The sequence below is a fragment of the Methylobacterium sp. E-065 genome, from assembly GCF_022829605.1.
GTDB lineage: Bacteria > Pseudomonadota > Alphaproteobacteria > Rhizobiales > Beijerinckiaceae > Methylobacterium.
Genome location: NZ_JAKSYD010000068.1, coordinates 39257 through 61599 on the forward strand (window position 1 = coordinate 39257; position 22343 = coordinate 61599).

Sequence of the window (22343 nt, forward strand, 5' to 3'; positions counted from 1 at the left end):
TGCATTGCCAGCGTTTGTCGGGAAGACGATCGTTTTCCGTGCACGACCGATCGTGTTACCCGCCGTTGCGTTCCAATAGGGCTTGCGCAATGGAACGACGTAACTGGAACTGAGCCGTGCCGTTCACCCGCGGCGCCTGGGCCTGTCGCAAAAGCGATAACGCTGGTTTTCACGAGTTGTTAGCCCTACCTGCCCAGCTGGCCGCCTCCGCCTCTGAGCCGGCCCATGATCCTTAACGCACCTGACCTCAAGTTGAAATGAGAAGCCGGCGGCGACTTCAGAGGCCGGCACTTCGAGGCCAGCCTGATCGTGCAGGCAGTGTCCTGGTACCTGCACTACGCGCTCAGCTACCGCAGTATCGGAGAGATGCTCCTGGAACGTGGCATGAAGATGGATCACTCCACCATCAACCGTGGGGTGCTGGCCTACGCGCCACCATCGAGCACCGCCTACGCCAGTTCCGCAAGCCGAACTGCAGGTCTATGCGCGTGGACGGAACCTACATCCGCGTCCGGGACCAATGGCGGGATCTCTAACCGCGCCATCGACAAGCACGGCGAGGCAGTCGATTTCCTGCTCAGCCGTGGCGCTGCCTGCTAGGTTAGATACCGACGCTCACCGCGCCCGCTTCCGCTGCCTGTCTCACGGTGGCTCCGCTCCGAAGCGCCATGGCTATCGCGGTCGACGTGGTGTCGACGGCAAGTGCCCGATCCTCTCCGTGGTCATAGGGGCTATTCTCGCCGGAACTCAGCCTTGCGTGATAATTGTCCGGGAAATTCTTATCCATCCGCAGCTTCAGCATGTTTGTGGCAGCATGATAGTCGTCCTCGAAATTCCTAGCCTTTGCCGATGTTTCCCCGACGTAAAGCCCCGCCTCTTTCTCCTTAGCCATAGAGGTGTTTCTTTGCTCATCTCCGCTGCCGATGAAGAACTGAATGATCATGGAGATCAGCCAACTGATGATGTTCATCGGGGGGGCTCCTGAGCGGGCAGCAGCGGATGCGCCCTGTCATAGAAGACAACGCATCCCGACAGGCTTCGGACGCCGAGGTGATGTCATGACCGCTACTCACCGGGAGGCCTGCTGATGTCCGAGACTGCCCGCATGCCCCATCTCGGCCAGACCTCGGCCGAGCGCCGCGCCCTCGACCGGATCGGCTGCGGCAAGTCCCCGGGCAGCTCGGCAAAGACGCTGAAGGCCCTGCTCGATGCCGGTCTGATCGTCGACCACGGCGGAGAAGTCCGGCGCGACGCCTTCGGGCTCTACAAAGTACCATCCTATGGCATGCCGCTCCCGGTCCACTACCAGTGGTGCAGCGCCGTCGCCTTCACCGACGAGGAGATGGAAGCGTTCGAGGCCGAGATGAGCGCCAGCCATGACCGCCTCGCGCGAGCGCGCCCGCGAGTGGGAAATTTTGGCATCAAGCCGGTGCAGCAAGCCCGATGACGTCCAGCGAGTACCGCAACATCCCTCTACAGGATGCGCAGACCTCGGGCCGCGACCTCTGTTGGCACACCGCGACGCTTAGGTCGCCTCGTTCGCGCTTGCCGCTTCACGTGAGCCTTGATCTCGCTTCTCGTTCGCCGAGGTTCGCGGTGCTGACTTGCGGTCCAGGCGTAGTTCATCGCCACCGTAAGCAGCATGGCGTTCTGGACCATTCTCGCGTTCAACCGAAGTGCTTCATCGGCCAACCGGCCCATCTCGTCGTAGAGCATTTTTTTCTCCGATCTGGGCTCTGGCAGTTGAGGCGCCCCGAGATCCAATCCGCTCACGCGACGGCGTATGTGAACGGCCCGTCCTGCGGCCCAACTTGGGTTCGATCCCCGAGAACTCTTCGGCCAGAGGCGATGATCTGGACAGTCTGTCGGCTATCGCAGGCAGTCCGCGCCATGACCTCTAGATCGCGCAGATATGAAATTAGCAACCCGTGCGGAACATCATCTGTGTTAAGAGCCTCGTCTACTTTGGACGACACCTTACGCTCAAGCTCAGTCCAGAATTCTGGCGAAATTAACATTTCTTGCATTGTTAAAACTCCCCGACTCGAAAATGTCGGGTTGATTTCTTGCACCTTTATTTGATGCCCATCCGGTCAAATGACAGTTGGAGTGCTTAAATGCGTAACGCTACTGTTCGCGAGGAAGTCGCCTTCGCCGCCGGTATCAAGCCGGTCCGGCAGGCGGCGCTGACTACCGCCGTCACCCTGGAGACCCATGAGGGCTCAACTTGTGTCCGGGATTGTACCGCCATCCAGGCGTTGCAAGACTTCGCCGAAGATCTTGATGTTCTGATGCTCGGCCACCTGAAACCTCGGTGGGCAGATTGCAGCCACACGAGGTTTATACCGATTGACCCGCCACCCGCTTCTCGCGGGTGACGGGGCGAAATGAGTGATTAGCGACCCATGCTGCCGGACGAGCTGCCGGACGAGCTGCCGGTTCCCTTACCCATCGAACCAGACGTTCCGGTCGAGCCGGTGCTCATCGATCCAGAGTTGCCCGCACCCATGCGGTCCCCCGTGCCGCTCCCATTGTTCATCTGACCGCCGGTGCTCATGCCGGTGCCGGATCCACTACCTGCACCCATCGAGCCGCCTGTTCCTGTGGAACCGCCGCTCATGCCAGTTCCAGCACCACCTGCACCGCCGCCGGCAGCTCCGCCCTGGGCGAGAGCAAAGCTAGCGCCGCCGGTAAGCAGAGCTGCAGCAATCAAGGGAACGCATAGATTTTTGACGTTCATCTCAAAACCCAACTTTTGTTTGTAAGTAGATCCCAGACAGGATCTTGCCCAATAAACTATCAGCATCAGGAGATGTTCCCGTTTTTGTAAGCCTCACATTGTTGAAAGATGGTGCTAAACTGAGCTTGAACTAACCTATGTGAAAGTACGGCTCTGCCACGGGTCTAGGTTCAAACATTCGTTACGAGACGCGCCGTACCTGTGTAGCCGTCCACGCCCCACCCCGAGCGGCCGGGATGCCCCGCGCGTTCAGCGCCGCCGCGATCTGGCGCAGCGGGACCGCGCCCTCGGCCCGCACGGCGGCTATCACTGGGGCGAGGTCCCGGGCCCACTCCTCGGGCCGCCGGGTCTGTCGTGCCCGCGCACTTGGCCGGCCTCCCGGTTCGATAGGTTCTCCGGCTTGCCTTGACCAGATGTTCGCCCGAGAAGGGGCGACCCGTCTCACATGATGCAGATTAACGAGCGTTCAACCGGATGAAACACCCGCCCGCGATGACGCCAGGGACACTCAGAGGCTTCCCCGCGGCCGCGCTCGCGCCTATCTCAGGACTATCTGCTGCCGACGCGGTCGGGAGGTGCGCGAGGTCGGCGTGCAATCAGCCGGCAATCTTGGCCGGTCGTATAAGGCGGACTTACGGAACGTCCCGATCCTGTTCACGCTCGGACGCCCGTAGGCTGAGCCTCACCAAGTGACGACCAACCTATATGACAATCGTTGAATTGATCCGTGCCTTTGGCCGCGACCTCCCGGTCGGCATCCTGATTACGGACGCATCCATAGAGCGGCCGGGCCCGATCATCGTCTATGCCAACTCGGCCTTTGGCCGGCTTGTTGGACGCGATCCAGATGAGATCATCGGGCAGAGCCCCCGCTTCATGCAGGGCAAGGAAACGCGTCAGGCGACTCTCGACGCCTTTCATCGGGCCCTGAGGGCCGGTGAACGCTTCCACGGGTATCTGACCAACTACCGAGGCGACGGCACCAAATACCGGGCCGAGATCGATTGCCGGCCATTGCGCAACGTGTGTGGTGAGATCGAGGGCTTCATCTCGTTCGAGCGTGAGGTGGCGCGGCGCATCGGACGCCCCTTTGAAAGCCGTGGGGGGCGGTATGAAGCAATCTCCATAAGTAACGATTTGTTAGGGGACGCTTTGCGCAGTTTGGGTGTTTTCAGCTCCGGAGATGCAAATTCCCGCCCGCCACAATCGGCAGCACTGTTCTAATCATCGCTACAACACTGAATTCCCGTCATTTGTTGTATTTCTTCCGACACAGTAACAAGATGTTTTTAAGCAATAAGTAATAAATTGGTACTATATCCAGCACGGGAAAAAGTGATTACGTCGCGACTTATTGCCAGCGAGTAGATCAAGCCTGATCACGGGCCATGGCCCTGTCATATCGGACGAGACGGACTTCTGCCGAGGCGGCATCTCGGGAGGAGGCCGGTGCAGGGGGTCGCCACACTCTAGGACATGAGGCGACCGCAGCCAGTACGTGGACGGCATGAGGGAGCAACTTATGGTGTCGGCCGCAGAAACTGAGCGTCTTGATGCGCTTCGAAGGTTCGACCTCTTGGATACGCCCCCAGGAGAAAGCTTCGACCGCATCACGCGTATGGCAAGCCAGATATTCGGCCTGTCAATCGCCGCCGTCTCTTTGACTGATAGCGACAGACAATGGTTCAAGTCCAGGATCGGAGTAGAGCACTGGTCGGTCACGCGCCAAAAAGCACCGTGTTCTCAGGTAGCCGAGAGCTGTGATTTGGTGGTGATAGAGGACTTCCTGACGGACCCCTACTATCACGACAGCGCTTTGGCAAAGGCCGGCGTCCGTTTCTATGCCGGTGCCCCACTTGTCACGCGAGACGGTTTCGGCCTCGGTGCCATGTGCGTCCTGGGGACGTCGCCTCGGCAAGCACAACCGTCAGAATTGGCGGCGTTGCGCGATCTCGCCGCCATGGTCATGTCGCAGATCGAGCTGCAGCATGCCTTCGGACGCATCGACCCTATCAGTGAACTGCCGAACCGAACGCAGTTCATCGATGACCTGAGCGACTTTGCTCGTGATCATACGTCTGGAGAACGGCGGATCGCGGTCCTAGTGGATTTGATCTCCGTCGATCAGATGAACCATGTCGTGCGCGTCATGGGACAGGCTGCCATCGACAGTATGGTCAAGGCAGCCGCGCGCAATTTCCGGCTTTTGATCGGGCCGCAGCGGAAAGCCTACCACGTCGGCGCCACACAACTGGCAGCCCTGGCTCCCGACGGAATGGATGAGGTCGCATACAGCGATCTCTTGACCGTCCGGGCCGAGCGGCTGCGCAAGCTCGGTGGGCCCGACGCGATCGGCACGACCGTGATTGGGGTTGCCCCTTTCGCCCTTGGCGATCTACCTCCGACCGATGTGCTGAGGATCGCTCAGGGAGCGGCCCAGGATGCGCGCTCAAAAGGCAAACTCTTCCAGATCCACTCGAACACGCTGGATAACGCATCCCAGCGAAGCTTCACGCTGCTGCGCGACTTCGAGGCGGCTTTGCAAAGCCCCTCCGGTTTCCGTCTGGTCTATCAGCCCCGCGTCGACCTGACCTCCGGACGCTGTGTCGGGGCCGAGGCGCTGATGCGGTGGATGCATCCGACGCTTGGGCCGATCTCGCCGGGTGAGTTCATCCCGTTGGTCGAGCGAATGGCCCTAGCCACGCCAACGACCGCCTGGGTGCTGGAGACGGCGGTCTCGCAGATGGCCCGGTGGCACGCGGCCGGCATGGAGCTGATCGTCTCGGTCAACATCTCCTCGACCAACCTGCACGAGCCCGATTTCGCTTCTCGTGTCAGCCAAGTCCTGGCTCGACATGGTGTCTCTCCCGAGTTCCTCGAACTGGAAATCACCGAGACGGCGGTGATGAATGATGCCGAGCAGGCCTTACGTCAGCTTAAGGACCTCGCGGCTGCCGGAATTCGGTTGGCGATCGACGACTTTGGTACTGGGTACAGCAGCCTGTCCTACCTTCAGCGGCTGCCGGTGCACGTCGTGAAGATCGATCGCTCCTTCATGGGTGATCTTGATACCGACCCGCGTCAGCTCTCGCTGGTCACGATGATGGTCTTGATGGCGAAGCATCTCGGCCATCGTGTCGTCGCGGAGGGCGTCGAAACGCAGGAAGTGCTCGACCAGCTCCGATTAACTGCGTGCGATGAGGTGCAGGGTTACTTCTTCGCTCGTCCTATTCCAGCCGATGAATTCATAAAATGGACGGAGACCCGAGCCTCTAATTTGGCGGTTGGCTGATAGCAAATTCCACTGTGATTGGCTTTTCTAGTGCAGCGTTCGATCGGAAGAGCCATGGTTTAGCGGAGTCGCGATGATACGCTCGCTTTGAAACTCCCCGGTCGGACACTTCCTACGGATTGTCGAGGCCAACTTTGCAGCTGGTCAGGCTTGAAGTGGGTCCGCGAGCGGTTCGATACGGAGGGCATCACCCGGTTTCGTTGAAGCAGCGGTGGCTGGAGTGCTCGCGTGAGCGGACACGAAACCGTAGACCTGCTCCGGCAACCGCCCGCGCGGGAGGTCGTCGACTTCAAGGCTTTGTTGGTGGATCTGCGCGCCCAGCGGCGAGCTGGTCGAGAAGTCGAGCAGAAGGCCGTCCGCGAGGACGCCAGAGACATACCGCTGCTCCCCAAGCTGGGCTCGGGGTCCATCTCGGGCGCACCAGCCGCGGTACGGTCGGGAGTGCGCGAGGGCGGGCGAGCCGTGATGGTATGGCCGCCCCCGTCGCCTTGATGGGTTCGCCCGCGGGCTTGGCCTGGATCAGGCGACTACGCGGCAGATCGTGCAGAAGGTCTTCGTCGACATGCTGGTCCGCTCCGATGACGAGCGCATGGGCGAAGCGCGCAGGCAAATGATCGTACCCTCTGCGTAGACGCCTCGCCGCGTGTCCCGCATCAGCAAGGCTTGCTCCTCACGGAGGCAGCACATGCCGGTCGCTATGCATTCAATCCCGCGCAGCGAGGGATTGCGCGAACGCCAGTACCTTCCGGCGGTCTGAGGCGTGTTTCAGTCTATCCCATAGCCGTAGCATCTCAGAAGCGTCATTAAGGTCTGCCAGCGCCTCGGGCCCATCGACGAATGCGGTCTCGGGCTTGCCGAGCGCAGAAGCAATGCGCTTCAGGATGTTGACGCTTCCGGCATCGTCTTCCTCGCAGCGGCGACGCAAAGCTTCTCGCAAAAAAGTTTCCACGCGCTACTTAGATTGCGGGTAGACAACAGTTAGAGCGAGATATTAAGCTCAGCGCAACGTCATTTGATGGATTTGGGGTTGGAGTATTAATTTATATGTCGGGCGCTGTCTATCTAGAGTTAGCTACCTCGGACAAGAGAGGCGGTACTTGCCGGAGGGCAGGATGAATGCGCTCAACGAGTTCGAGGCGATGATAGAAGCCTGCATCGCCAACCACGCTGAGATCATGCAGCACGGTTCATCTGAGATGAAGACCGCCTCTCGCCTGCTGCTCTATGCGCTTGGGGAGGAAGTCCGACGCCGCGGCCGCGGCGCGACCGTAGCGGCTAATGATGACGGTTAGCCTTGAGACCCGGGGGTTAATCTTGAAAATACTTAACCCAGGTATGATTGCGGCGCTGATATAACCTTTAGACCTGACTGATCGTCAGCCGCTCCGAAACAGGTGCTGCCGCCTGGGAGAGCCGTGCGCTTCCGCCTGCAATGCAAGGCGACGCCACGATGGCTTCGAAGATCCCCCACGCTCTCTGCCCGCTCATCCGCAAGCTGGAGAGCGTCACCCGCCTCTCGGACGAGGAGCGGCACGCAATCGAAGCGCTGCCGGTCCGGGTTCGAACCCTCTCAGCGCGGCAGGACATCGCGCGGGAGGGCGACCTCGCCACTCAGTGCTGCCTCATCCTAGAGGGTTGGGCCTACCGCTACAAGCTCCTGAGCGAGGGGCGGCGGCAGATCTTCTCGTTCCACATCGCGGGCGACATCCCGGATCTGCAGAGCCTGCACATCCCGTTGATGGACCACAACCTCGGGACGATGACCCAGGCCACGGTCGCCTTCATCCCGCATGAGAGCATGCACGACCTCACGGCGCGCTTCCCGAGCATTGCGGCCAAGCTCTGGCGTGACACGCTGATCGATGCGGCGATCTTCCGGGAATGGTTGATCGCCATGGGTCGCCGCCCGGCGTTCGAGCACCTCGCTCACCTATTCTGTGAGCTGTACCTCAAGCAGGAGGCGGTCGGCTTGGCAGGTGATCACCGCTGCTCACTGCCGATCACTCAGGTCGATCTCGCCGACGCCACCGGAATGACCGGCGTTCACATCAATCGCGTGTTGAAGGAGATGCGCGGCCGCGGCCTGATCACGCTGCACCGACAGACGCTGGTCGTTAAGGCCTGGGACGAACTTATCCGTGCCTCCGAGTTCGACGGTAAGTATCTGCACCTGCAGAAGCGAGCCCTCGGATGAGCTTGCATCTTCAGCCTGTGCATGTCGCCACCAGCAGCGAAGACGGCGACGGCCAGCTTGTGTTCGCGGATGACTTCCTCGTGGCAGTCCTGGTGCGGCTTTCAGACCAGCATGGTGCTGACGTGGGCTTGTGGTTCCTAGAAGCTGGGTTCGGCCTAACCTCGGTAGCCCGCGCGCCCCTGTTCTTTGACCTCGATGCGGCTCAAGATTGGATCGAGGGGCACCTCAGCAGCAAGCGCGGCAGCGCGTAGCTTGGGGTGGGACTGAGAAGGTTATCAGTGGCCATCCGGCGTCGGATCCGTAATCAGGCGCTCGTATTCGGCCTCGGGAGCGCCGTAGGAGGGGCCGGCTAGGGCGAGCAGCGCCGCGCGATCGCGGACGATCAGGGTACCGCGCTGCCTACCGATCACGCCGGAACGCTCCAGTACCGAGATCGCGCCCGTCAGGCCCGGACGATTGACCCCCAGCATCAGCGACAGAAAGCGGTGCGTCGTCGGCAGTTCGTCACCCTCGGTCCGATCGTGACACATGAGGAGCCAGCGGGCGAGACGCGGCTGCAGAGTGTAGCGGCCGTTGGCCAGGGCCGTGGCCGTGGCCTGCACGCCGAGGACGTGCGCATACCGCAACAGCTGATTGTGCAGGCGCGGACTGTGCCGAAGCGCCTCGGAGAAGGCGCTCGCCGGCATGGCCCGCGCCAACCCGATAGCCTGAACTCGGGCCTCGTCCGGCGTCCGCTCGGCGTTGAGCAGGATGGGTACGCCGACCATGCCCTCGCATCCGACCAGCCCGACCTCGACCTGCTGTCCGTCTGCCGCGATGCTGACGAGCGAGACGATGCCCTGTTCGACGAAGGCGACCTGCGTGATCGAGGTGTCGGCTTTGATCAGCACATCACCCAACGACAGGGTCATAAGTTCGAGGTGCGGCCGAAGCAGACCGAAATCGTCCGGATCCAGGGATCTAAGCAGGCGATTGAGGCAGCTATGCTGCGTCGGGTGCGACATGGTCCCGTTCACTTGGAGCGGGGGGCCAAGTGCCCTCGGTCGGGAGCCCCTGGACATGCCTGCGCGCGACGCCTCGCCTGTCTTTGAGCCTAATCTCCTAAGAGCGCAAGATATCGGTCATTTGATGGAGATTTGGTCGGATATCTGACATATGGGCTGACAGCGAGTCTCGGCGATGTGGGCCCCATGCAGCAGGCGCTGACGCGGAAGCTTGAGAGCTTCGAACCCTTGTCCGACCAAGCCCGCTGGGCCCTCAACGGCTTGGTGCTCAAGGTCCGGCAGGTCGGTGCACGCCAGGATCTGATCCAGGAAGGCGACAAGCCTGACAACGTCCTCCTGATCCTCGACGGCTTCGCATGCCGGTACAAGGTGCTCCCGGACGGCCAGCGCCAGATCATGGCTCTGCTGGTGCCCGGCGACTTCTGCGACCTGAACGTCTTCATCCTCGACGAGATGGACCACACCATCGGCACGATCTCGACGTGCCAAATCGTGGACATCCCACGCCAAGCCATCGATGACATCGCAGCCCATCACCCGAGCATCGCGCGCGCTTTCTGGTGGTGCTCCCTGGTCGATGGTGCCGTCCTACGCGAGTGGCTGGTCAACATGGGAGCACGCGCTCCGGACCAGCGCATCTCCCACCTTCTGTGCGAGCTTCTCATGCGCTTGGAAGCGGTCGGGCGTGTCACCGACAACAGCTACGCGTTTCCACTCACGCAGACCGAGATCGCCGAGACGATGGGTCTGTCCGACGTGCACGTGAACCGGACGCTGCGCGAGCTTCGCGCCCTCGGCCTGATCCACCTCAAGCGCCGGGTGCTGACCATCCTCGACGTCGAGCGCCTGAAGGCCTTCTGCAGCTTCACACCGAACTACCTGCACCTGCGCAGCACGCGCTGGGGGGATCGCCGCGACCTGAGCTGGCCCGGTCGAGCCCAGGAGGGCTAGACGATGTCCGGGCGGGGCAACGTCGAGACGCTCCTCGTGCTGCAGCTTCAGCCGATTGCGGTCGACACCAACAGCCCCGACCGTGAAGGCATGCTGGTGATCGCCAATGGCCTGCTCGTGGCGGTTCTGGTGCGCCTCGAAGGGCCGGAGCACGATGATCGCGGGAGCTGGTTCATGGAGGCAGGGTTTGGTCGACTGCAAGGGCAGAGGGTCCCTACCTTCCCCACTCTGGAAGAAGCGACGCGCTGGCTGCGACGGCATCTGAAGGCGGCGTGATCTGTCCGCAGGCTATCGGCCGGAGCGCATGACCTACAGATCCGAGGATGACGCCACCGAACGAGTGCGATCGGGTCGGAGCACGAGCGAACCCATGCACGGGACCGCTAATCACCACGAGAACAGCCAGTCGAGTTTCGGCAGCATGAACACCATTGTCGCCCCGGCGCCCAGCACGCCCGCAATCATGACCACGAATTCCATCGCGGCGTCCTCCCATTAGATTGAACTCAGCCTGACCTGTTGAAGCGCTGATGTGTCCACTTATCAGCTCACCAGCGAAAGAAGCGATCGAAAGAGGGGAGGACGGCGATGGTCAGTGCGATAGCGCAGACCGCTGCTACAAGCATGCTTCCGAGAGACAGAGACACAGCCGCGTCGCTCCTCGTTGATCCAAGAACCAATTTCCGGATCAATATTCCCAGAATGAAATCTGTGCTGCGCTACAGAATAACCGGCGTCGCTGGCTAGCGCTCGCTGGATGGGATCACTCGGGATTGTCGACAGGCTGAAGGGCCTTGGTACGTCGTCTAGCGAACCAGAATAATTTGGCCCGCCAGCCTCTAAATGACGCGTGCCTTTCAAGGATACAGTAGGCTCAGGCCGCGTCCGCCAGCCGCTGCTCGATCCAGGTCTGCGCGGCATCGAGGTCGGCGAAGGTGGGCGGGGTCGCGCTGCTCACCAGCCCGAAGCCCGCTTCCAAGAACCACATCCCGGCTATGTCCTCGTGAAATCCTGAGAGCCGCACCAGCACCGCCGCGAGGAAGGCATCGGCGAAGACGAGTTGGCCCTCGATATCGTAGCTGCCCGTTCCGACCTGCACGGGCTGTAGGCGAAGGGTCATCCGGCCGCCCGCTTCTCAAGCTGCAGGTATGTGGAGTCAAACTCCGAGACCCGAAGAAGTTCGTCCCACGCCTCGATCACGAGCATCTGGCTCCGGAGCGTGATCATGGTCCGGCCGCGCATCTCCTGGAGCACGCGGTTGACGTGCACGGAGGTGAGCCCCAGCGCGTCGGCAATATCGGTCTGGGTGATCGGCAGCGGACAGCGGAAGTTGCCGGCCAAGCCGACCGCCTGCAGCTTCAGGTACAGTTCGCAGAACAGGTGCGCGACGTGCTCGAAGGCCGAGCGGCGGCCCATGCTGATCAGCCACTCGCGGAAGATGCCCGCATCGATCAGGGTGTCGCGCCAGAAGATCGACGCGATGCCAGGGTAGCACGCCGTCAGCTCCCGCAGGCTCTCGTGCGGGATGAAGGCCACGACCGCTTTGGTCAGCGTGGCGAGGCTGTGATCCATGGTGTGAATGTGTAGGCTCTGCAGATCCGGGATGTCGCCTGCGATGTGGAACGATAGGATCTGGCGCTTGCCCTGGCTAAGCATCTTGTACCGGCAGGCCCATCCGTCGAGGATGAGGCAGCAGTGCGTGGGCTGGTCGCCGTCGCGCACGATGTCCTGGCGAGCGTCGAGGTTGTGGATCCTCATCGGCAAGCTCCGAACGGCCTGACGTTCCTTGTCCGAGAGGGTGGTGATGCTCTCCAGCTTGCGGATGAGCATGCCCGGGGCGTGCTGGTCGGGGGCTGCGTTCATATTTCCCACCTCGCATCGCAGGCGGAAGCGCACGGCTCTTCCAGTCATCAGCGCCTGTATCGGATCAACCGATGATGATCCCTACGATAGACTGATTTTACCTCGAAGTTCTGTCATAAGATATGTTCTTGAGCCGATCATACGCCCGCAATGCTCAGATTCGGGGTCCATTTGCTTCGATCGCGCGGCGAAGGCATGGCTATCGGCATGACCTTGATCAAAATTCCAAGCTTGCACCCTCGATTACACGAGGCGATTGAGGACAAAACCTGACCAACGTCCGTCTTTTGATCAGATGGATCTTTTTGTTTGCTGGCATGAGTGTCCGGCTGTCGCCGCGATGATGTGAGCGCAGATGGCCACGCGAGCGTTCCTTGCCCCTTCATCGCCCGCATGGCCTTTCCTAACCCGAGCGCACTCAGGCTCCGTTGCCCGGTTCGAGTAGCGGGGCCTTTTTGTGCGGATCATCCGTTCCGTGGTGTGACGAGGAAAGCCAAGCAAACGCACAAATCCCAGAATGCTTTGCCGAACTGAGGATTTCGGACGATGCTTTATGGTCTCTATTTCATAACGTGCATGGTTTCGAACCCGGCACACTGCATTATGCGCGTTCACGCCTTCGACGAAGATGTCACGACGCCCCAGCAGTGTATGTCTGTCGCCCAGCCTCAGATGGCCCATTGGCAGGGCTCTCACGCCGATTGGCGGGTTGAGCGCTTCCGCTGTGGGAAGCCACCGAAGGACGATGGGACGCGCATCTGAGGTTTTGTCACCCGGCTTAGAAAGAGTAGGCCGGACCTCGGCTGTCGGTCAGTGAAACTACCCGCGTCCGGAGCCGGACCCTGGGTGGACCGTTCCGTCACCTGATCTGATTACCGGATGGCGGGGCTTGGTGCCGTTCCGCACGGCGATAGACGAGACGCAACGACGTTAGGGTTAGTCTTGTTATCCGAGAATTGGCGCACCGTGGAGCAGATCAGGGACGCTCGAACTGTACGGCGGGCTCCAGGTCCTCGCATGAGGGGATGTAGGCGCACCAGCCGCATACGCCCCTATCAGCCGCCTTTGGGGCATTCCACTGCGAGCAGGTGGGGCAGACCTTCATCACAATGCGGGTGCCGTGGACGAACGCCAGTCCGCGGCCACCGAAGGTGGTCGTGCCTTGAGGGAGATTTTTTAACATAGGTGTCTCCTGCGCAATACCGCAGGTTGATGTCAATGGCCGCTCAAGGTCTCCAGACCTGCTTTCTTAGCGGGTCTATCCGATGGGGCGCTCGGGAAGCGGCTGGCGCAGGAAGGAAGTGGCTGCTTGGCCAGCCCGCAGGGATAATTCCCTCTGACCCACGATTTGAGCCTAAGCCATTGATGTGCCGGGATTTAGGGGCGAGATCTCCTTGCTTGGTTTCGGGCCGACAATGCTCGCCCCGCGTTCCATCTTTCTGGAGCCGTAAGCGGAGCCCGGCACCCCACCGTTCTCAGGGATGAACTCTGGGCCGAAGGTCACTGCACGAGACCGGTGAACCTGCACGCGGGCAGTGCCGTCACCAGCATCGTGACACCCAGCAGCGACTTCGCGCTGCCGATTTGCGCGAAGAGCCGGCAGCTCACCGGCCCGCGCCCTTCTCGACGAACTCCCATACTGAGATACCCCATTGCTGGCCCGGCCCATTCCGATATCCGGAGGTTCGCTCAAACAAGATCCGGTCGGCCTCAACGCCACGCGCCGGTCCGCCCCCGACCATCAGAACCCGCAATAATCCAGCCGGCTCGGTTCTCTTCGACCAAGCCGACGAAAATCAGCACGGTGTGGACACTAGTCGGACTTGACTGTCTGATCCGGCTTGAAAGTGGCAGCCGCCGCGATCGTGTCTTTGCCCATGACGAGCATGGCCGAGAACCGGTCGCCACCGGGATACAGCACCAGCGCTGAGGGCTCGACCGCGATACGGCGGCTGCCGACGCCGAGGACGCCTCCGACATCTAGAACCACCGCCTTGAGGGCGCCCCCATCACCGATCAGAAGGTCAGTCATCTTGCCGACGCTCTGTCCCGACAGATTGTGCACCCCTGTGCCGATCATCTGTGACGTCAGGAAGGTGATGGGTTTGGGATTACTGCGCCGCGTTGCATCATCCGCCCTGGCGACCTGCCTGAGTTGGCCGCCCGTTCCGTCGGTCGAGGAGCTTTGACCCGTGCCAGAAAGTATTGTATCGGTGCTGACCACCGTCTTATCCTGAGCGAGCGATGGAGATGTTGCCGAAAGGCCAAGGACCGAAATCAAAAATATAGTCTGGTATTTAAAAACCATTCGCGAGACCTTATGGTGGAAATTAAGTACTTCATCCTCGGGCTGCTGATAGCCGCTTGGTGTTGAAGGCAACGTGCTCGCGGTAGCGAGCGATGACTGTCTCGGACGAGCCGCCGAGCATCAGCGTCGTCATCGCCTCACCGGCGGCGTGCACCTTCTCGATCACCATCGACTGCATCTCGGCCCGGCCCTCACGGCCACCCCAAGCGAGGCGTACCATGCGCAACTCGATGACCCGTCGCGACTCAATCGCGAGCATTATCGATGAAAAGATGGGATTATACACGTTAAAACTCCGCGATGTGGTAGATAGTGCCTAGATTAACGCGGCTTAAGGCCACGTTGATCCTCCCTAAAAATGTTAAGAAAAGACGCCGCACCCCTGATATAATCTAAAATGGCAACCTATGACCCTGGGCTTAGTTCGATCTGTAGCATCATGCTCCCCGTCGCCCTTCCTTCGGCGGTTCTTTCGATGAAAGGCTTCGCCCATGGGCAGCGGTATCTCTCTGCTATTTCTAGCGCTCGGTACGATAGGCGGAGTCGGCGTCCTCGCATTGGCCGCACGGAAGCAGGTCGCCAATTTGAAGGGCGACCCGGAACGTTCCAATCTCATCAAGGATCATGGCGGCGCGCCACGTCCGAACATGCCTGGGACAGAGCACTGAACCCGTGACCGCGGTTGAGACGGCGAACGAAGATCCAGTCGAGGCTGCGGTGCTTGAACGAGCTCAGCAGAACTTTCTCGACACCGGTCCGGGCGACCGGATGTGGGTAGATCCCTCCCCGATGGAGGGATCCGCGATGAGTGCCTGCTTCGCTCTGAGCGCGGATCAGCGCGCCGCGTTCATCGCCGCGGCGCGAGCGGAGATCGCATCCGAGGGCGGCGCGGCCGACCGATCGGAGGCACCCCTGCCACGAGCGAAGACCCGACCATGAGTCTCGGGATCCTCGCGCTGTATGAGAGCCGCAGCAAGGCGCAGGCGGCGATGGCCACGCTGGTCGCGGCCGGCATTCCCGAGCGAGCGATCCGGCTCGTCGTCGGCTCCGCTGATCCGGAACCCGGACGCGTCGAGGCGACGGCGGCGCTTCCCGACGGCCCCGGCCTCCGGGATAGGCTCGGGACGATGGGCCTGCCCCGGGAGGCATTGGACGCCTGCTGCGCGCGGCTGAGGCAGGGCGCGGCGATGCTGGACCTGGTGGTCGCGGACGCCCAGCGGGACCACGTCATGAGCATCCTGGAGGACCACGGCTCGGTCGACCCGACGCTGCGCGTCGCGACGTGGCGCGCCGAGGGGTGGGGCGGCACGTCGCCGGTCTCGACAGAGGGGTGGGGCGGCTATTCCGCCACCTCGACCGGTGCCACGGACATCACGACGAGACGGGAATAAGCCGATGCCTCAGTTCGCTCCCGTCAGGTCCGAGACGACCGACCTCGACGCCGTGCGGCGGTACGCGGTGAGCGTCATCGCGCAATCCGAAGGTGAGGCCTTGCAGATGAAGACGGTCACCTTGGCGCTGCTCGGCGGGATCATGTGGCGCGGCGCGCCGGGATCGACTGAGATGATCCAGGACGAGATGGGTACCAACGCCATCCTGTCGACCACCCTCGGCGGTCGCCATCTGACCTTCTCCTACGACCAGAATACCGAGTCGATCGAGATGCGCGAGGGAACGATGGACGGTCCCGTCCTGCACCGTTTCTGCAACCGGACTTTGGTCGGAGACTTCGAGCGAACCTTCAGCGCTCTGTGGGGCTGAGGGAGCCCGATCCGGTCCCGTTCATCGGCAGCAGCTGGGTCATCGGCATCGAGATCAGCACGCGCAGACCTGCGCGCTCCCAGTGATGCGGGATCTTGCCGCCGAGCTGACCGCCAACGCTGTGCTGGACCAGAGTCGAGTTGGACCCCGTATGCGCCGGCGTCTGCTCGATCGTCGGACTGCCCCGCTCGCATCAGATTAGACTGCCGAGGGAAATCGCCTGAGAAGCGGTGAAGGCGCCGAGATCCGGAAACTGTTTGTGCGATGCTATTGTTTTCAGAGCGCGAAGTCAGTCCCGACGGCGCAACCGTCGGAGCTGTCCGTGGCCCGTATTCCTGTCTTGATCCTCGCAACTGGCCTGACGGCTGGCGCTCTCTGCTCGGCTGGTGCCGCCATGAAAAAAGTCCGGGTGCCGAACCAGTACGATGGCTCTTGGACCATCGTCGCCACCACGGCTCAAGGCCCCTGTTCGGCGAGCACGAGCTATCACGTGCAGATCAAGGATAGCGATGCCTCGATCCCCGGTGAGGAGGTCGATATCGACGGCGGCGTGTCTGCGAGCGGCTCCGTGCACGCCACGATCACCAGCGGCGCCAACAAGGTCCCGATCTCCGGCAGCCTCGACGCCAAGGGCGACGGCAGCGGCACATGGCGCACGTCCGGCGGACTGGTCGAATGCACCGGCAGTTGGAGCGCCAAGCGTTCAAGTTAGGGTATTCAAGGCGCGAAGGCATGGTTCCTGACGTCGGTAGGCTATGCGGCGAGAAGGACCTTGCCCACCGTGGGTCGGGGCCGCTCGATACCCGTGCGCCAGTGGCTATCCTGCCGGGATATTTACCTCGGGATGATCGCTTCCTTGAAGGGCATCACGGCGAGGATCAACCCGGTGCTGTCGCTGATCTGAAAGCATCGTCCATCCAGCACCTCGCCGAGCGATCAGCCCTTTGCGAGCACATGACGGGCAGAAGCAGAAGCGTCGGCGCATGCTGCTGCCAAGCTCGGCAAATAACTGCCATCCACGTCTTCAATCAGTCGGTCCCCATCGCGTACGTGGAAGAAGTACAACGGCATACAATTTAGATGTGCCGGCGGCATATGGACCTAAAGCACTAATCGTGCCGGGCCATCGATTGGCTTATCTTGCTCTCAAGGATGCGCAACTCGGCATCAGATCATGCCGATCCGTGCGACAGCAACCGGCTCCACGTCCAAGTACGATGGAACGTAGGCACACCAGCCGCAGTGGCCGTTCTCCGCCGCCTTTGGTGCATTCCATTGCGAACAAAGCGGACAGATTTTTACGACAATTCGTGTGCCGGAGATAAAGGCCAGTCCGCGGCCACGAAAAGTGACTCGGCCTTGCGGGAGGTCATTCGGCATGGCTGCATCCATGCTCCTGTCAGAGTTGACCATCTCAAAGCGAGCATAATTATATCGATGCGACTCTATCAAATGATTGCGCCGGTATCATATTTATGATTATTGTTTTCACGCTGATACTTGAATGTTGGGGCACGCCAATGGCCGCGTGGTCGCCGTCGATAACATGCCGCTTTATGCGAAAGCTCGTCATTATCCTCTCCGAGGATCAGTCGACAATGGCCAGCACGCAGGACGCGCTTTTGTTCAATCGCTTGCTTGAACTGGAGATGGACGCGGAGCGTCAGGGAGCGGAAGAAGCTTCTTGCCGGATCATCGCTAGGGTGCGTCGGATCGCGGGCACTGCTGCATCCAGAGCGTATCCACCCACCATCCGCAGTCATTGAGTGGCGCGTTTGGCGCTACCGGCATTCTAAGCCCTGGCCCTCGCTATAGCTCCAGACGCTCGGCATGACCAAGCTCAGGACCGTCCCTCTCCAGAGCTATGGTCAGGATCGGCTTCTGAGAAGCTGGCGCCGGCAGCGCGCAGGGCCTGCATCAGGGCGTTCAACTGAATGATAGTGATCGTCGGCTCGCCAGGGCTGCTCTCGGCCCTCGGCGGGCGTGATTGGGGCGTTGAGCGTCAAGCACATCGCCAGCCGCTGGTCCGGGTTCAGCAGCTTCGCGCAGCTGGCCCCCTACGCCTCCGCAGGTCTGATCGTTCTCATCGGCCTCTACACCGGTTGGCTCGGCTACCAGGGTATCCAACACAGCCCGGTTGGCCACGCTGCCGAGGCACTCGCTGTGCAACGCGCCTGATTTTGCGAATGGCTGCAGATAAGCGCCGATCCGGGACTCCTTCCTGAAGGACGGTAACGTCCTCAACAAACGAAAGATTTCCATTTAGAGGCGGGGTCCCAATCGGCGCCGACCGAGATCCCGCTCCTCTTTTGCTTCTGCCAATAATATCAATACGCTATCTTGGTTTTAGCTGGGGCCCCGCTTCAACGCCGATCTACACACCGACGTTCCGTAGCGTGCCCTTATGCGAACGGGCCCCTGCAGCCGTCGTGGTGGACGTCCGCTATTGAGGAGCGACCGCGGCTCCTTGAATGACCGAGATGGGCGCAAAGCGGAACGGCTGCTTGTCGGTTGAGGCGTCGGTCGTAGTTCGGATAAGTCGAGGCGAGTGCTCCCAGGATGATCAATCCTTCCGCCGGCCGATCTGAAGCGGCGTCGGCGGCGTTGCGTCTGGTCCCGGGACCGCGAACAGCTCACTCAACGCCACGCTGAGCGCACCGTGAACGAGTGATGCGCTTCTCCTGCTGCCGCCTGACTGAAATTCCGGGCAACTAATTGCTGTCCGCCCGAACGCTTCTGCGCTTCTGTGAAAGGCATCAGAGGAGGAGCGTATGGCAAATCACGCGATCGAGCTTCCCAGCCCGCCTCCATTCGATCCCAACGCGATCCCCGACTCTGCCATCCTGTCACGGGGCGGAACCGAACTTAGGCTGCTGTGGCGTGACGGGCTGTCCGTGGCGCTGCCTGCCGAGCATCTGCGCCTTCGCTGCCGATGCGCGTGGTGTACCCGTGACCGCGTCGTGGACCGCTTCCCCGAGGCTTTCCCCGGCGTCGCGATCACCCGCGTCGAGCCAATGGGCGGCTATGCCGTCCATATCGCGTTCACCGACGGCCATGCCCGCGGGATCTTTCCCTGGACCTACCTGCGCGCACTCGCGGCCGAGGCTGTCGACAACCCGCCTGCCACTGCCCAGGCCGCCTGACCTCCGATCCGACCTCTTGGCGAGTGCATGAGCGCCGCCACTCCGTTGACGCGAGACCTTGCCATGAGCGCCTTCGAATCCGCGACGAAGACCGAGATCATCGAGACCGACATCCTGGTGATCGGCGGCGGCACCGGCGGCCCGATGGCCGCGATCAAGGCCAAGGAAGCCGACCCGAAGCTCCGCGTCGTCCTGATGGAGAAAGCGAACGTGAAGCGCTCAGGCGCGATCAGCATGGGCATGGACGGGCTGAACAACGCCGTGGTGCCGGGCTACGCCACGCCGGAGCAGTACGTGAAGGAGATCACCGTCGCCAACGACGGCATCGTCGACCAGAAGGCGGTGATGGCCTACGCGCAAGGATCGTTCCCGATGATCCAGTACCTCGACAAGCTCGGGGTCAAATTCGAGAAGGACGGCTCGGGCGAGTATAACATGCGCAAGGTCCACCACATGGGGACCTACGTGCTGCCGATGCCCGAGGGGCACAACGTCAAGAAGGTGCTCTACCGGCAGCTTCGCCGCCTCCAAATCGGCGTGACCAACCGCTACATGGCGACCCGCCTGCTGAAAGGTCCGGACGGGCGCATCGCGGGCGCCATCGGGGTCAACACCCGCACGAGCCAATTCTTGGTGGTGAAGGCGAAGGCGGTGATCCTCGCCTGCGGCGCAGCCGGGCGACTCGGCCTGCCGGCCTCGGGCTACCTTTTCGGCACCTACGAGAACGCGGCGAATTGCGGCGACGGCTACGCGATGGCCTACCATGCCGGCGCACAGCTCGCGAACCTCGAATGCTACCAGATCAACCCGCTGATCAAGGACTATAACGGGCCGTCCTGCGCCTACGTCACCGGCCCGTTCGGCGGATATACGGCCAACAACCGGGGCGAGCGCTTTATCGAGTGTGACTACTGGTCGGGCCAGATGATGCTCGAGTTCTGGCGTGAGCTGCAGGGCGGCAACGGCCCGGTTTTCCTGAAGATGGACCATCTGCGCGAGGAGACGATCTCGGAGATCGAAACCATCCTCCACTCGAACGAGCGGCCCTCACGCGGGCGCTTCCACGAACGGCGCGGCACCAATTATCGCCGCCGGCCAGTCGAGATGCATATCTCCGAGATCGGCTTCTGCTCCGGTCACTCGGCCTCGGGCGTCTTCGTCGACGAGTATGCTCGCACCACGGTTCCAGGTCTCTACGCCGTTGGTGACATGGCGAGCGTGCCGCATAACTATATGCTCGGCGCCTTCGTGAACGGCGGCATCGCGGGCGCTGATGCAGCCGCCTACTGCTCGGCCAACACCCTGGCGGGCCATGACGAGGCCGATATCACCGCCGAGCGGGAGCGGGTCCTGGCCCCGACCCGGCGCGACGACGGTCTCACGCCTCATGAGATGGAGTTCAAGACGCGCCGCCTCGTCAACGATTACCTCGAGCCGCCGAAGGTGACGGCCAAGATGGAACTTGGACAGCGCCGCTTCGCCGAGATCCGCGAGGACCTCGACCTGCTCTGCGCCCGCGACGCGCACGAGTTGCACCGGGCTCTGGAAATGCAGACGATCCTCGACTGCGCCGACATGGCGGCCGCGGCCTCGCTCTATCGCACCGAGAGCCGCTGGGGCTTCTACCACTTGCGCGTCGATCACCCCGAAACCGACGACGCGAACTGGAACTGCCACACCGTCCTGTTCAAGGACGGTCAGGGCCGGATGGCCCACGCCAAGCGCGCGGTCGACCCGTTCATCGTGCCGGTCGCCGCCGAGGAGATGAGCGCCTACCACCAGCTCCGCATCAAGACGCCGGCCGCCGCCGAGTAGCCCTCCCAAGAACCGGAGATCGATCCATGCCGATCATCAATCAGGCCAGCAGTGCCGCGGTCGTCATCGACGACGAGAAGTGCATCGCCGAGAAGGGCTGCCGCGTCTGCGTTGACGTCTGCCCGCTCGACATCCTCGCGATCGATGAGACGCGGCAGAAGGCCTACATGAAGTACGACGAGTGCTGGTACTGCATGCCGTGCGAGGTCGACTGCCCGACGAACGCAGTCAAGGTCAACATCCCGTACCTGCTGCGTTGAGGCCGACCATGAGCCCCGTATTCGATTCCTTCGACGACGACCTCGATGACGTGGCCGAGCGCTGCGCCAGCGCCGATGCGGTCGTCCGGCGCGTCGCGATGATGGAGCTCGCCGAGGCTGTCGGCCCCGAGGCGAAGGTCCTGCTTCTGAAGGGTCTCGGCGACCCGGACGCCACCGTTCGTGCAGCCGCCGCCAGGGCCCTGGACGAGCACGACGGCGCGGACGTCGTCGAGGGCCTGGTGCGTTCCCTGGAGGACGCCGACGAGGCCGTGCGGCGCACCGCCGCCGACACCCTCGCCGAGAAGAAGGAGCCGACCTGCGGTCCGCTGCTGATCGAGCGCGCCGAGCACGCTGACCCCTTCGTGCAGGCGTCCGCCCTGCGGGCGCTGCGCGAGCTCGTCCTGCCGGACGCCCTGTCGGCCGCATTGAAGGCGCTCCAGAGTTCGGCGCCTGAGGTTCGCCGCGAGGGCCTCGGCGTCATCGGCTATCTCAAGGCCGAGGAAGCGCTGCCTGCGCTGATCGCCACCGCAGGCGATCCCGACCCGACCGTCCGGCGCGCGACGATGGCGGCGCTGATTTTCCTGCGAAACGGCGGCCCGGGCGTCTCCACGTTGATCGCTGGCTTGTCTGACGACAACTGGCAGGTGCGCGAGGAGGCAGCAGTCTCGTGCGCCAAGATCCGGCTGCCCGAGGCGACGCCCCCCCTGATCACGGCGATGGACGATCCCGTCTGGCAGGTCCGTATCAAGGCTGCCAACGCTCTGGGCCGGATCAAAGCCTCGGCTGCGGTCGAAGTCCTGGGGCGCGCACTGACTTCGGAGGTAAGTAACCTGCGCAAGGAGTCCGCCGCGGCCATCGGCGAGATCGCCGACCCACGCGGTCTCGCTGCCCTTGAGGCGTCCTCCAACGATCCAGATCCCGACGTCCGCAAGCTCATCCAATGGGCCATCGGGCGCTGCCAGGGACGCCCCTGACCAATCCAACCGACGTCGTTTGATGCGGCGCCCCTCTC

The 22343-nt window shown here is 62.1% G+C and carries 24 protein-coding genes and 2 pseudogenes; 17 read left to right on the forward strand and 9 right to left on the reverse strand.

Translation table 11 applies throughout. The features are described from left to right. Positions 1 to 225 precede the first annotated feature (225 nt). A pseudogene (locus MKK84_RS06505) lies at positions 226 to 582 on the forward strand (DDE-type integrase/transposase/recombinase); the annotation flags it as partial. Positions 583 to 601: 19 nt separating this feature from the next. Here the strand turns inward: MKK84_RS06505 and MKK84_RS06510 are convergent. Beyond that, entirely contained in the window at positions 602 to 970 is a 369-nt protein-coding gene (locus MKK84_RS06510) for a hypothetical protein (protein ID WP_243917780.1), read from the reverse strand. Between the two features lie 117 nt (positions 971 to 1087). On the opposite strand from MKK84_RS06510, the gene MKK84_RS06515 reads away from it, so the two are divergent. Beyond that, the gene (locus tag MKK84_RS06515) at positions 1088 to 1447 is read left to right on the forward strand and encodes a hypothetical protein (protein ID WP_243917788.1); all 360 of its coding nucleotides are present in this window, start codon (positions 1088 to 1090) and stop codon (positions 1445 to 1447) included. Positions 1448 to 1473: 26 nt separating this feature from the next. On the opposite strand, the gene MKK84_RS06520 is transcribed toward MKK84_RS06515, so the two are convergent. Together MKK84_RS06520 and MKK84_RS35675 are read right to left on the reverse strand one after the other, a co-directional pair. Further along, the gene (locus tag MKK84_RS06520) at positions 1474 to 1716 is read right to left on the reverse strand and encodes a hypothetical protein (protein WP_243917790.1); all 243 of its coding nucleotides are present in this window, start codon (positions 1714 to 1716) and stop codon (positions 1474 to 1476) included. Positions 1717 to 2921: 1205 nt separating this feature from the next. Continuing rightward, a complete protein-coding gene (locus tag MKK84_RS35675; protein ID WP_313899317.1) occupies positions 2922 to 3185 on the reverse strand; it encodes a recombinase-like helix-turn-helix domain-containing protein in 264 nt (87 codons plus the stop codon). 260 nt (positions 3186 to 3445) lie between these two features. Here MKK84_RS35675 and MKK84_RS06525 point away from each other — a divergent pair, with 260 nt between their 5' ends. From MKK84_RS06525 to MKK84_RS06545, 5 genes are all read left to right on the forward strand, one after another. Next, on the forward strand, positions 3446 to 3964 hold the full coding sequence (locus MKK84_RS06525; RefSeq protein WP_243917792.1) for a PAS domain-containing protein: 519 nt from the start codon (positions 3446 to 3448) through the stop codon (positions 3962 to 3964). 298 nt (positions 3965 to 4262) lie between these two features. After that, entirely contained in the window at positions 4263 to 6032 is a 1770-nt protein-coding gene (locus tag MKK84_RS06530; RefSeq protein WP_243917794.1) for a putative bifunctional diguanylate cyclase/phosphodiesterase, read from the forward strand. 1112 nt (positions 6033 to 7144) lie between these two features. Continuing rightward, positions 7145 to 7324 carry a hypothetical protein gene (locus MKK84_RS06535; RefSeq protein ID WP_243917796.1) on the forward strand — a complete coding sequence of 60 codons (180 nt, stop codon included), beginning with the start codon at positions 7145 to 7147 and terminating at the stop codon, positions 7322 to 7324. Positions 7325 to 7482: 158 nt separating this feature from the next. Then, positions 7483 to 8226 (forward strand): Crp/Fnr family transcriptional regulator, encoded by a 744-nt coding sequence (locus MKK84_RS06540; RefSeq protein WP_243917797.1) that lies wholly within the window; start codon positions 7483 to 7485, stop codon positions 8224 to 8226. Continuing rightward, positions 8223 to 8477, forward strand: coding sequence for a hypothetical protein (locus tag MKK84_RS06545; protein WP_243917799.1), 255 nt, complete (start codon positions 8223 to 8225; stop codon positions 8475 to 8477). Before MKK84_RS06540 ends, MKK84_RS06545 begins: the two co-directional genes overlap by 4 nt. Positions 8478 to 8501: 24 nt before the next feature. Here MKK84_RS06545 and MKK84_RS06550 read toward each other — a convergent pair whose 3' ends face one another. After that, the gene (locus MKK84_RS06550) at positions 8502 to 9230 is read right to left on the reverse strand and encodes a Crp/Fnr family transcriptional regulator (RefSeq protein ID WP_243917801.1); all 729 of its coding nucleotides are present in this window, start codon (positions 9228 to 9230) and stop codon (positions 8502 to 8504) included. 186 nt (positions 9231 to 9416) lie between these two features. Here MKK84_RS06550 and MKK84_RS06555 point away from each other — a divergent pair, with 186 nt between their 5' ends. Both MKK84_RS06555 and MKK84_RS06560 read left to right on the forward strand, forming a co-directional pair. Further along, positions 9417 to 10181, forward strand: coding sequence for a Crp/Fnr family transcriptional regulator (locus tag MKK84_RS06555; protein ID WP_243917803.1), 765 nt, complete (start codon positions 9417 to 9419; stop codon positions 10179 to 10181). Between the two features lie 3 nt (positions 10182 to 10184). Beyond that, entirely contained in the window at positions 10185 to 10457 is a 273-nt protein-coding gene (locus MKK84_RS06560) for a hypothetical protein (RefSeq protein ID WP_243917805.1), read from the forward strand. 598 nt (positions 10458 to 11055) lie between these two features. Here MKK84_RS06560 and MKK84_RS06565 read toward each other — a convergent pair. The 4 genes from MKK84_RS06565 to MKK84_RS06585 all read right to left on the reverse strand — a co-directional run bounded on the left by MKK84_RS06565 (position 11056) and on the right by MKK84_RS06585 (position 14611). Beyond that, positions 11056 to 11301, reverse strand: coding sequence for a hypothetical protein (locus MKK84_RS06565; RefSeq protein ID WP_243917807.1), 246 nt, complete (start codon positions 11299 to 11301; stop codon positions 11056 to 11058). Continuing rightward, positions 11298 to 12044, reverse strand: coding sequence for a Crp/Fnr family transcriptional regulator (locus MKK84_RS06570; RefSeq protein ID WP_243917809.1), 747 nt, complete (start codon positions 12042 to 12044; stop codon positions 11298 to 11300). Before MKK84_RS06570 ends, MKK84_RS06565 begins: the two co-directional genes overlap by 4 nt. A 1813-nt stretch (positions 12045 to 13857) precedes the next feature. Continuing rightward, on the reverse strand, positions 13858 to 14268 hold the full coding sequence (locus tag MKK84_RS06580) for a PRC-barrel domain-containing protein (protein ID WP_243917813.1): 411 nt from the start codon (positions 14266 to 14268) through the stop codon (positions 13858 to 13860). Between the two features lie 115 nt (positions 14269 to 14383). After that, positions 14384 to 14611: a hypothetical protein gene (locus tag MKK84_RS06585; RefSeq protein WP_279593842.1), complete on the reverse strand. Its 228-nt coding sequence runs from the start codon at positions 14609 to 14611 to the stop codon at positions 14384 to 14386. Between the two features lie 676 nt (positions 14612 to 15287). Here MKK84_RS06585 and MKK84_RS06590 point away from each other — a divergent pair. The 3 genes from MKK84_RS06590 to MKK84_RS06600 all read left to right on the forward strand — a co-directional run bounded on the left by MKK84_RS06590 (position 15288) and on the right by MKK84_RS06600 (position 16825). After that, positions 15288 to 15743, forward strand: a complete 456-nt coding sequence (locus MKK84_RS06590; RefSeq protein ID WP_243917817.1) for a hypothetical protein — start codon at positions 15288 to 15290, stop codon at positions 15741 to 15743. A gap of 4 nt (positions 15744 to 15747) precedes the next feature. Then, positions 15748 to 16113: a hypothetical protein gene (locus MKK84_RS06595; RefSeq protein WP_243917818.1), complete on the forward strand. Its 366-nt coding sequence runs from the start codon at positions 15748 to 15750 to the stop codon at positions 16111 to 16113. A gap of 394 nt (positions 16114 to 16507) precedes the next feature. Beyond that, entirely contained in the window at positions 16508 to 16825 is a 318-nt protein-coding gene (locus tag MKK84_RS06600; RefSeq protein ID WP_243917821.1) for a heme utilization protein, read from the forward strand. Between the two features lie 224 nt (positions 16826 to 17049). On the opposite strand, the gene MKK84_RS35860 is transcribed toward MKK84_RS06600, so the two are convergent. After that, positions 17050 to 17208, reverse strand: coding sequence for a DUF6894 family protein (locus MKK84_RS35860; protein ID WP_409566454.1), 159 nt, complete (start codon positions 17206 to 17208; stop codon positions 17050 to 17052). 879 nt (positions 17209 to 18087) lie between these two features. Between MKK84_RS35860 and MKK84_RS06610 the strand changes: the two are divergent. The 5 genes and pseudogenes from MKK84_RS06610 to MKK84_RS06630 all read left to right on the forward strand — a co-directional run. Next, positions 18088 to 18291, forward strand: a pseudogene (locus tag MKK84_RS06610) (nickel/cobalt efflux protein RcnA); the annotation flags it as partial. 593 nt (positions 18292 to 18884) lie between these two features. Beyond that, the gene (locus tag MKK84_RS06615) at positions 18885 to 19256 is read left to right on the forward strand and encodes a DUF971 domain-containing protein (protein WP_243917824.1); all 372 of its coding nucleotides are present in this window, start codon (positions 18885 to 18887) and stop codon (positions 19254 to 19256) included. A 63-nt stretch (positions 19257 to 19319) separates the two neighbouring features. Then, entirely contained in the window at positions 19320 to 21071 is a 1752-nt protein-coding gene (locus MKK84_RS06620; protein ID WP_243917826.1) for a fumarate reductase/succinate dehydrogenase flavoprotein subunit, read from the forward strand. Between the two features lie 26 nt (positions 21072 to 21097). Then, positions 21098 to 21331 (forward strand): ferredoxin family protein, encoded by a 234-nt coding sequence (locus MKK84_RS06625; protein ID WP_149312599.1) that lies wholly within the window; start codon positions 21098 to 21100, stop codon positions 21329 to 21331. Positions 21332 to 21339: 8 nt separating this feature from the next. After that, a complete protein-coding gene (locus tag MKK84_RS06630) occupies positions 21340 to 22305 on the forward strand; it encodes a HEAT repeat domain-containing protein (protein WP_243917828.1) in 966 nt (321 codons plus the stop codon). Positions 22306 to 22343 lie beyond the last annotated feature (38 nt).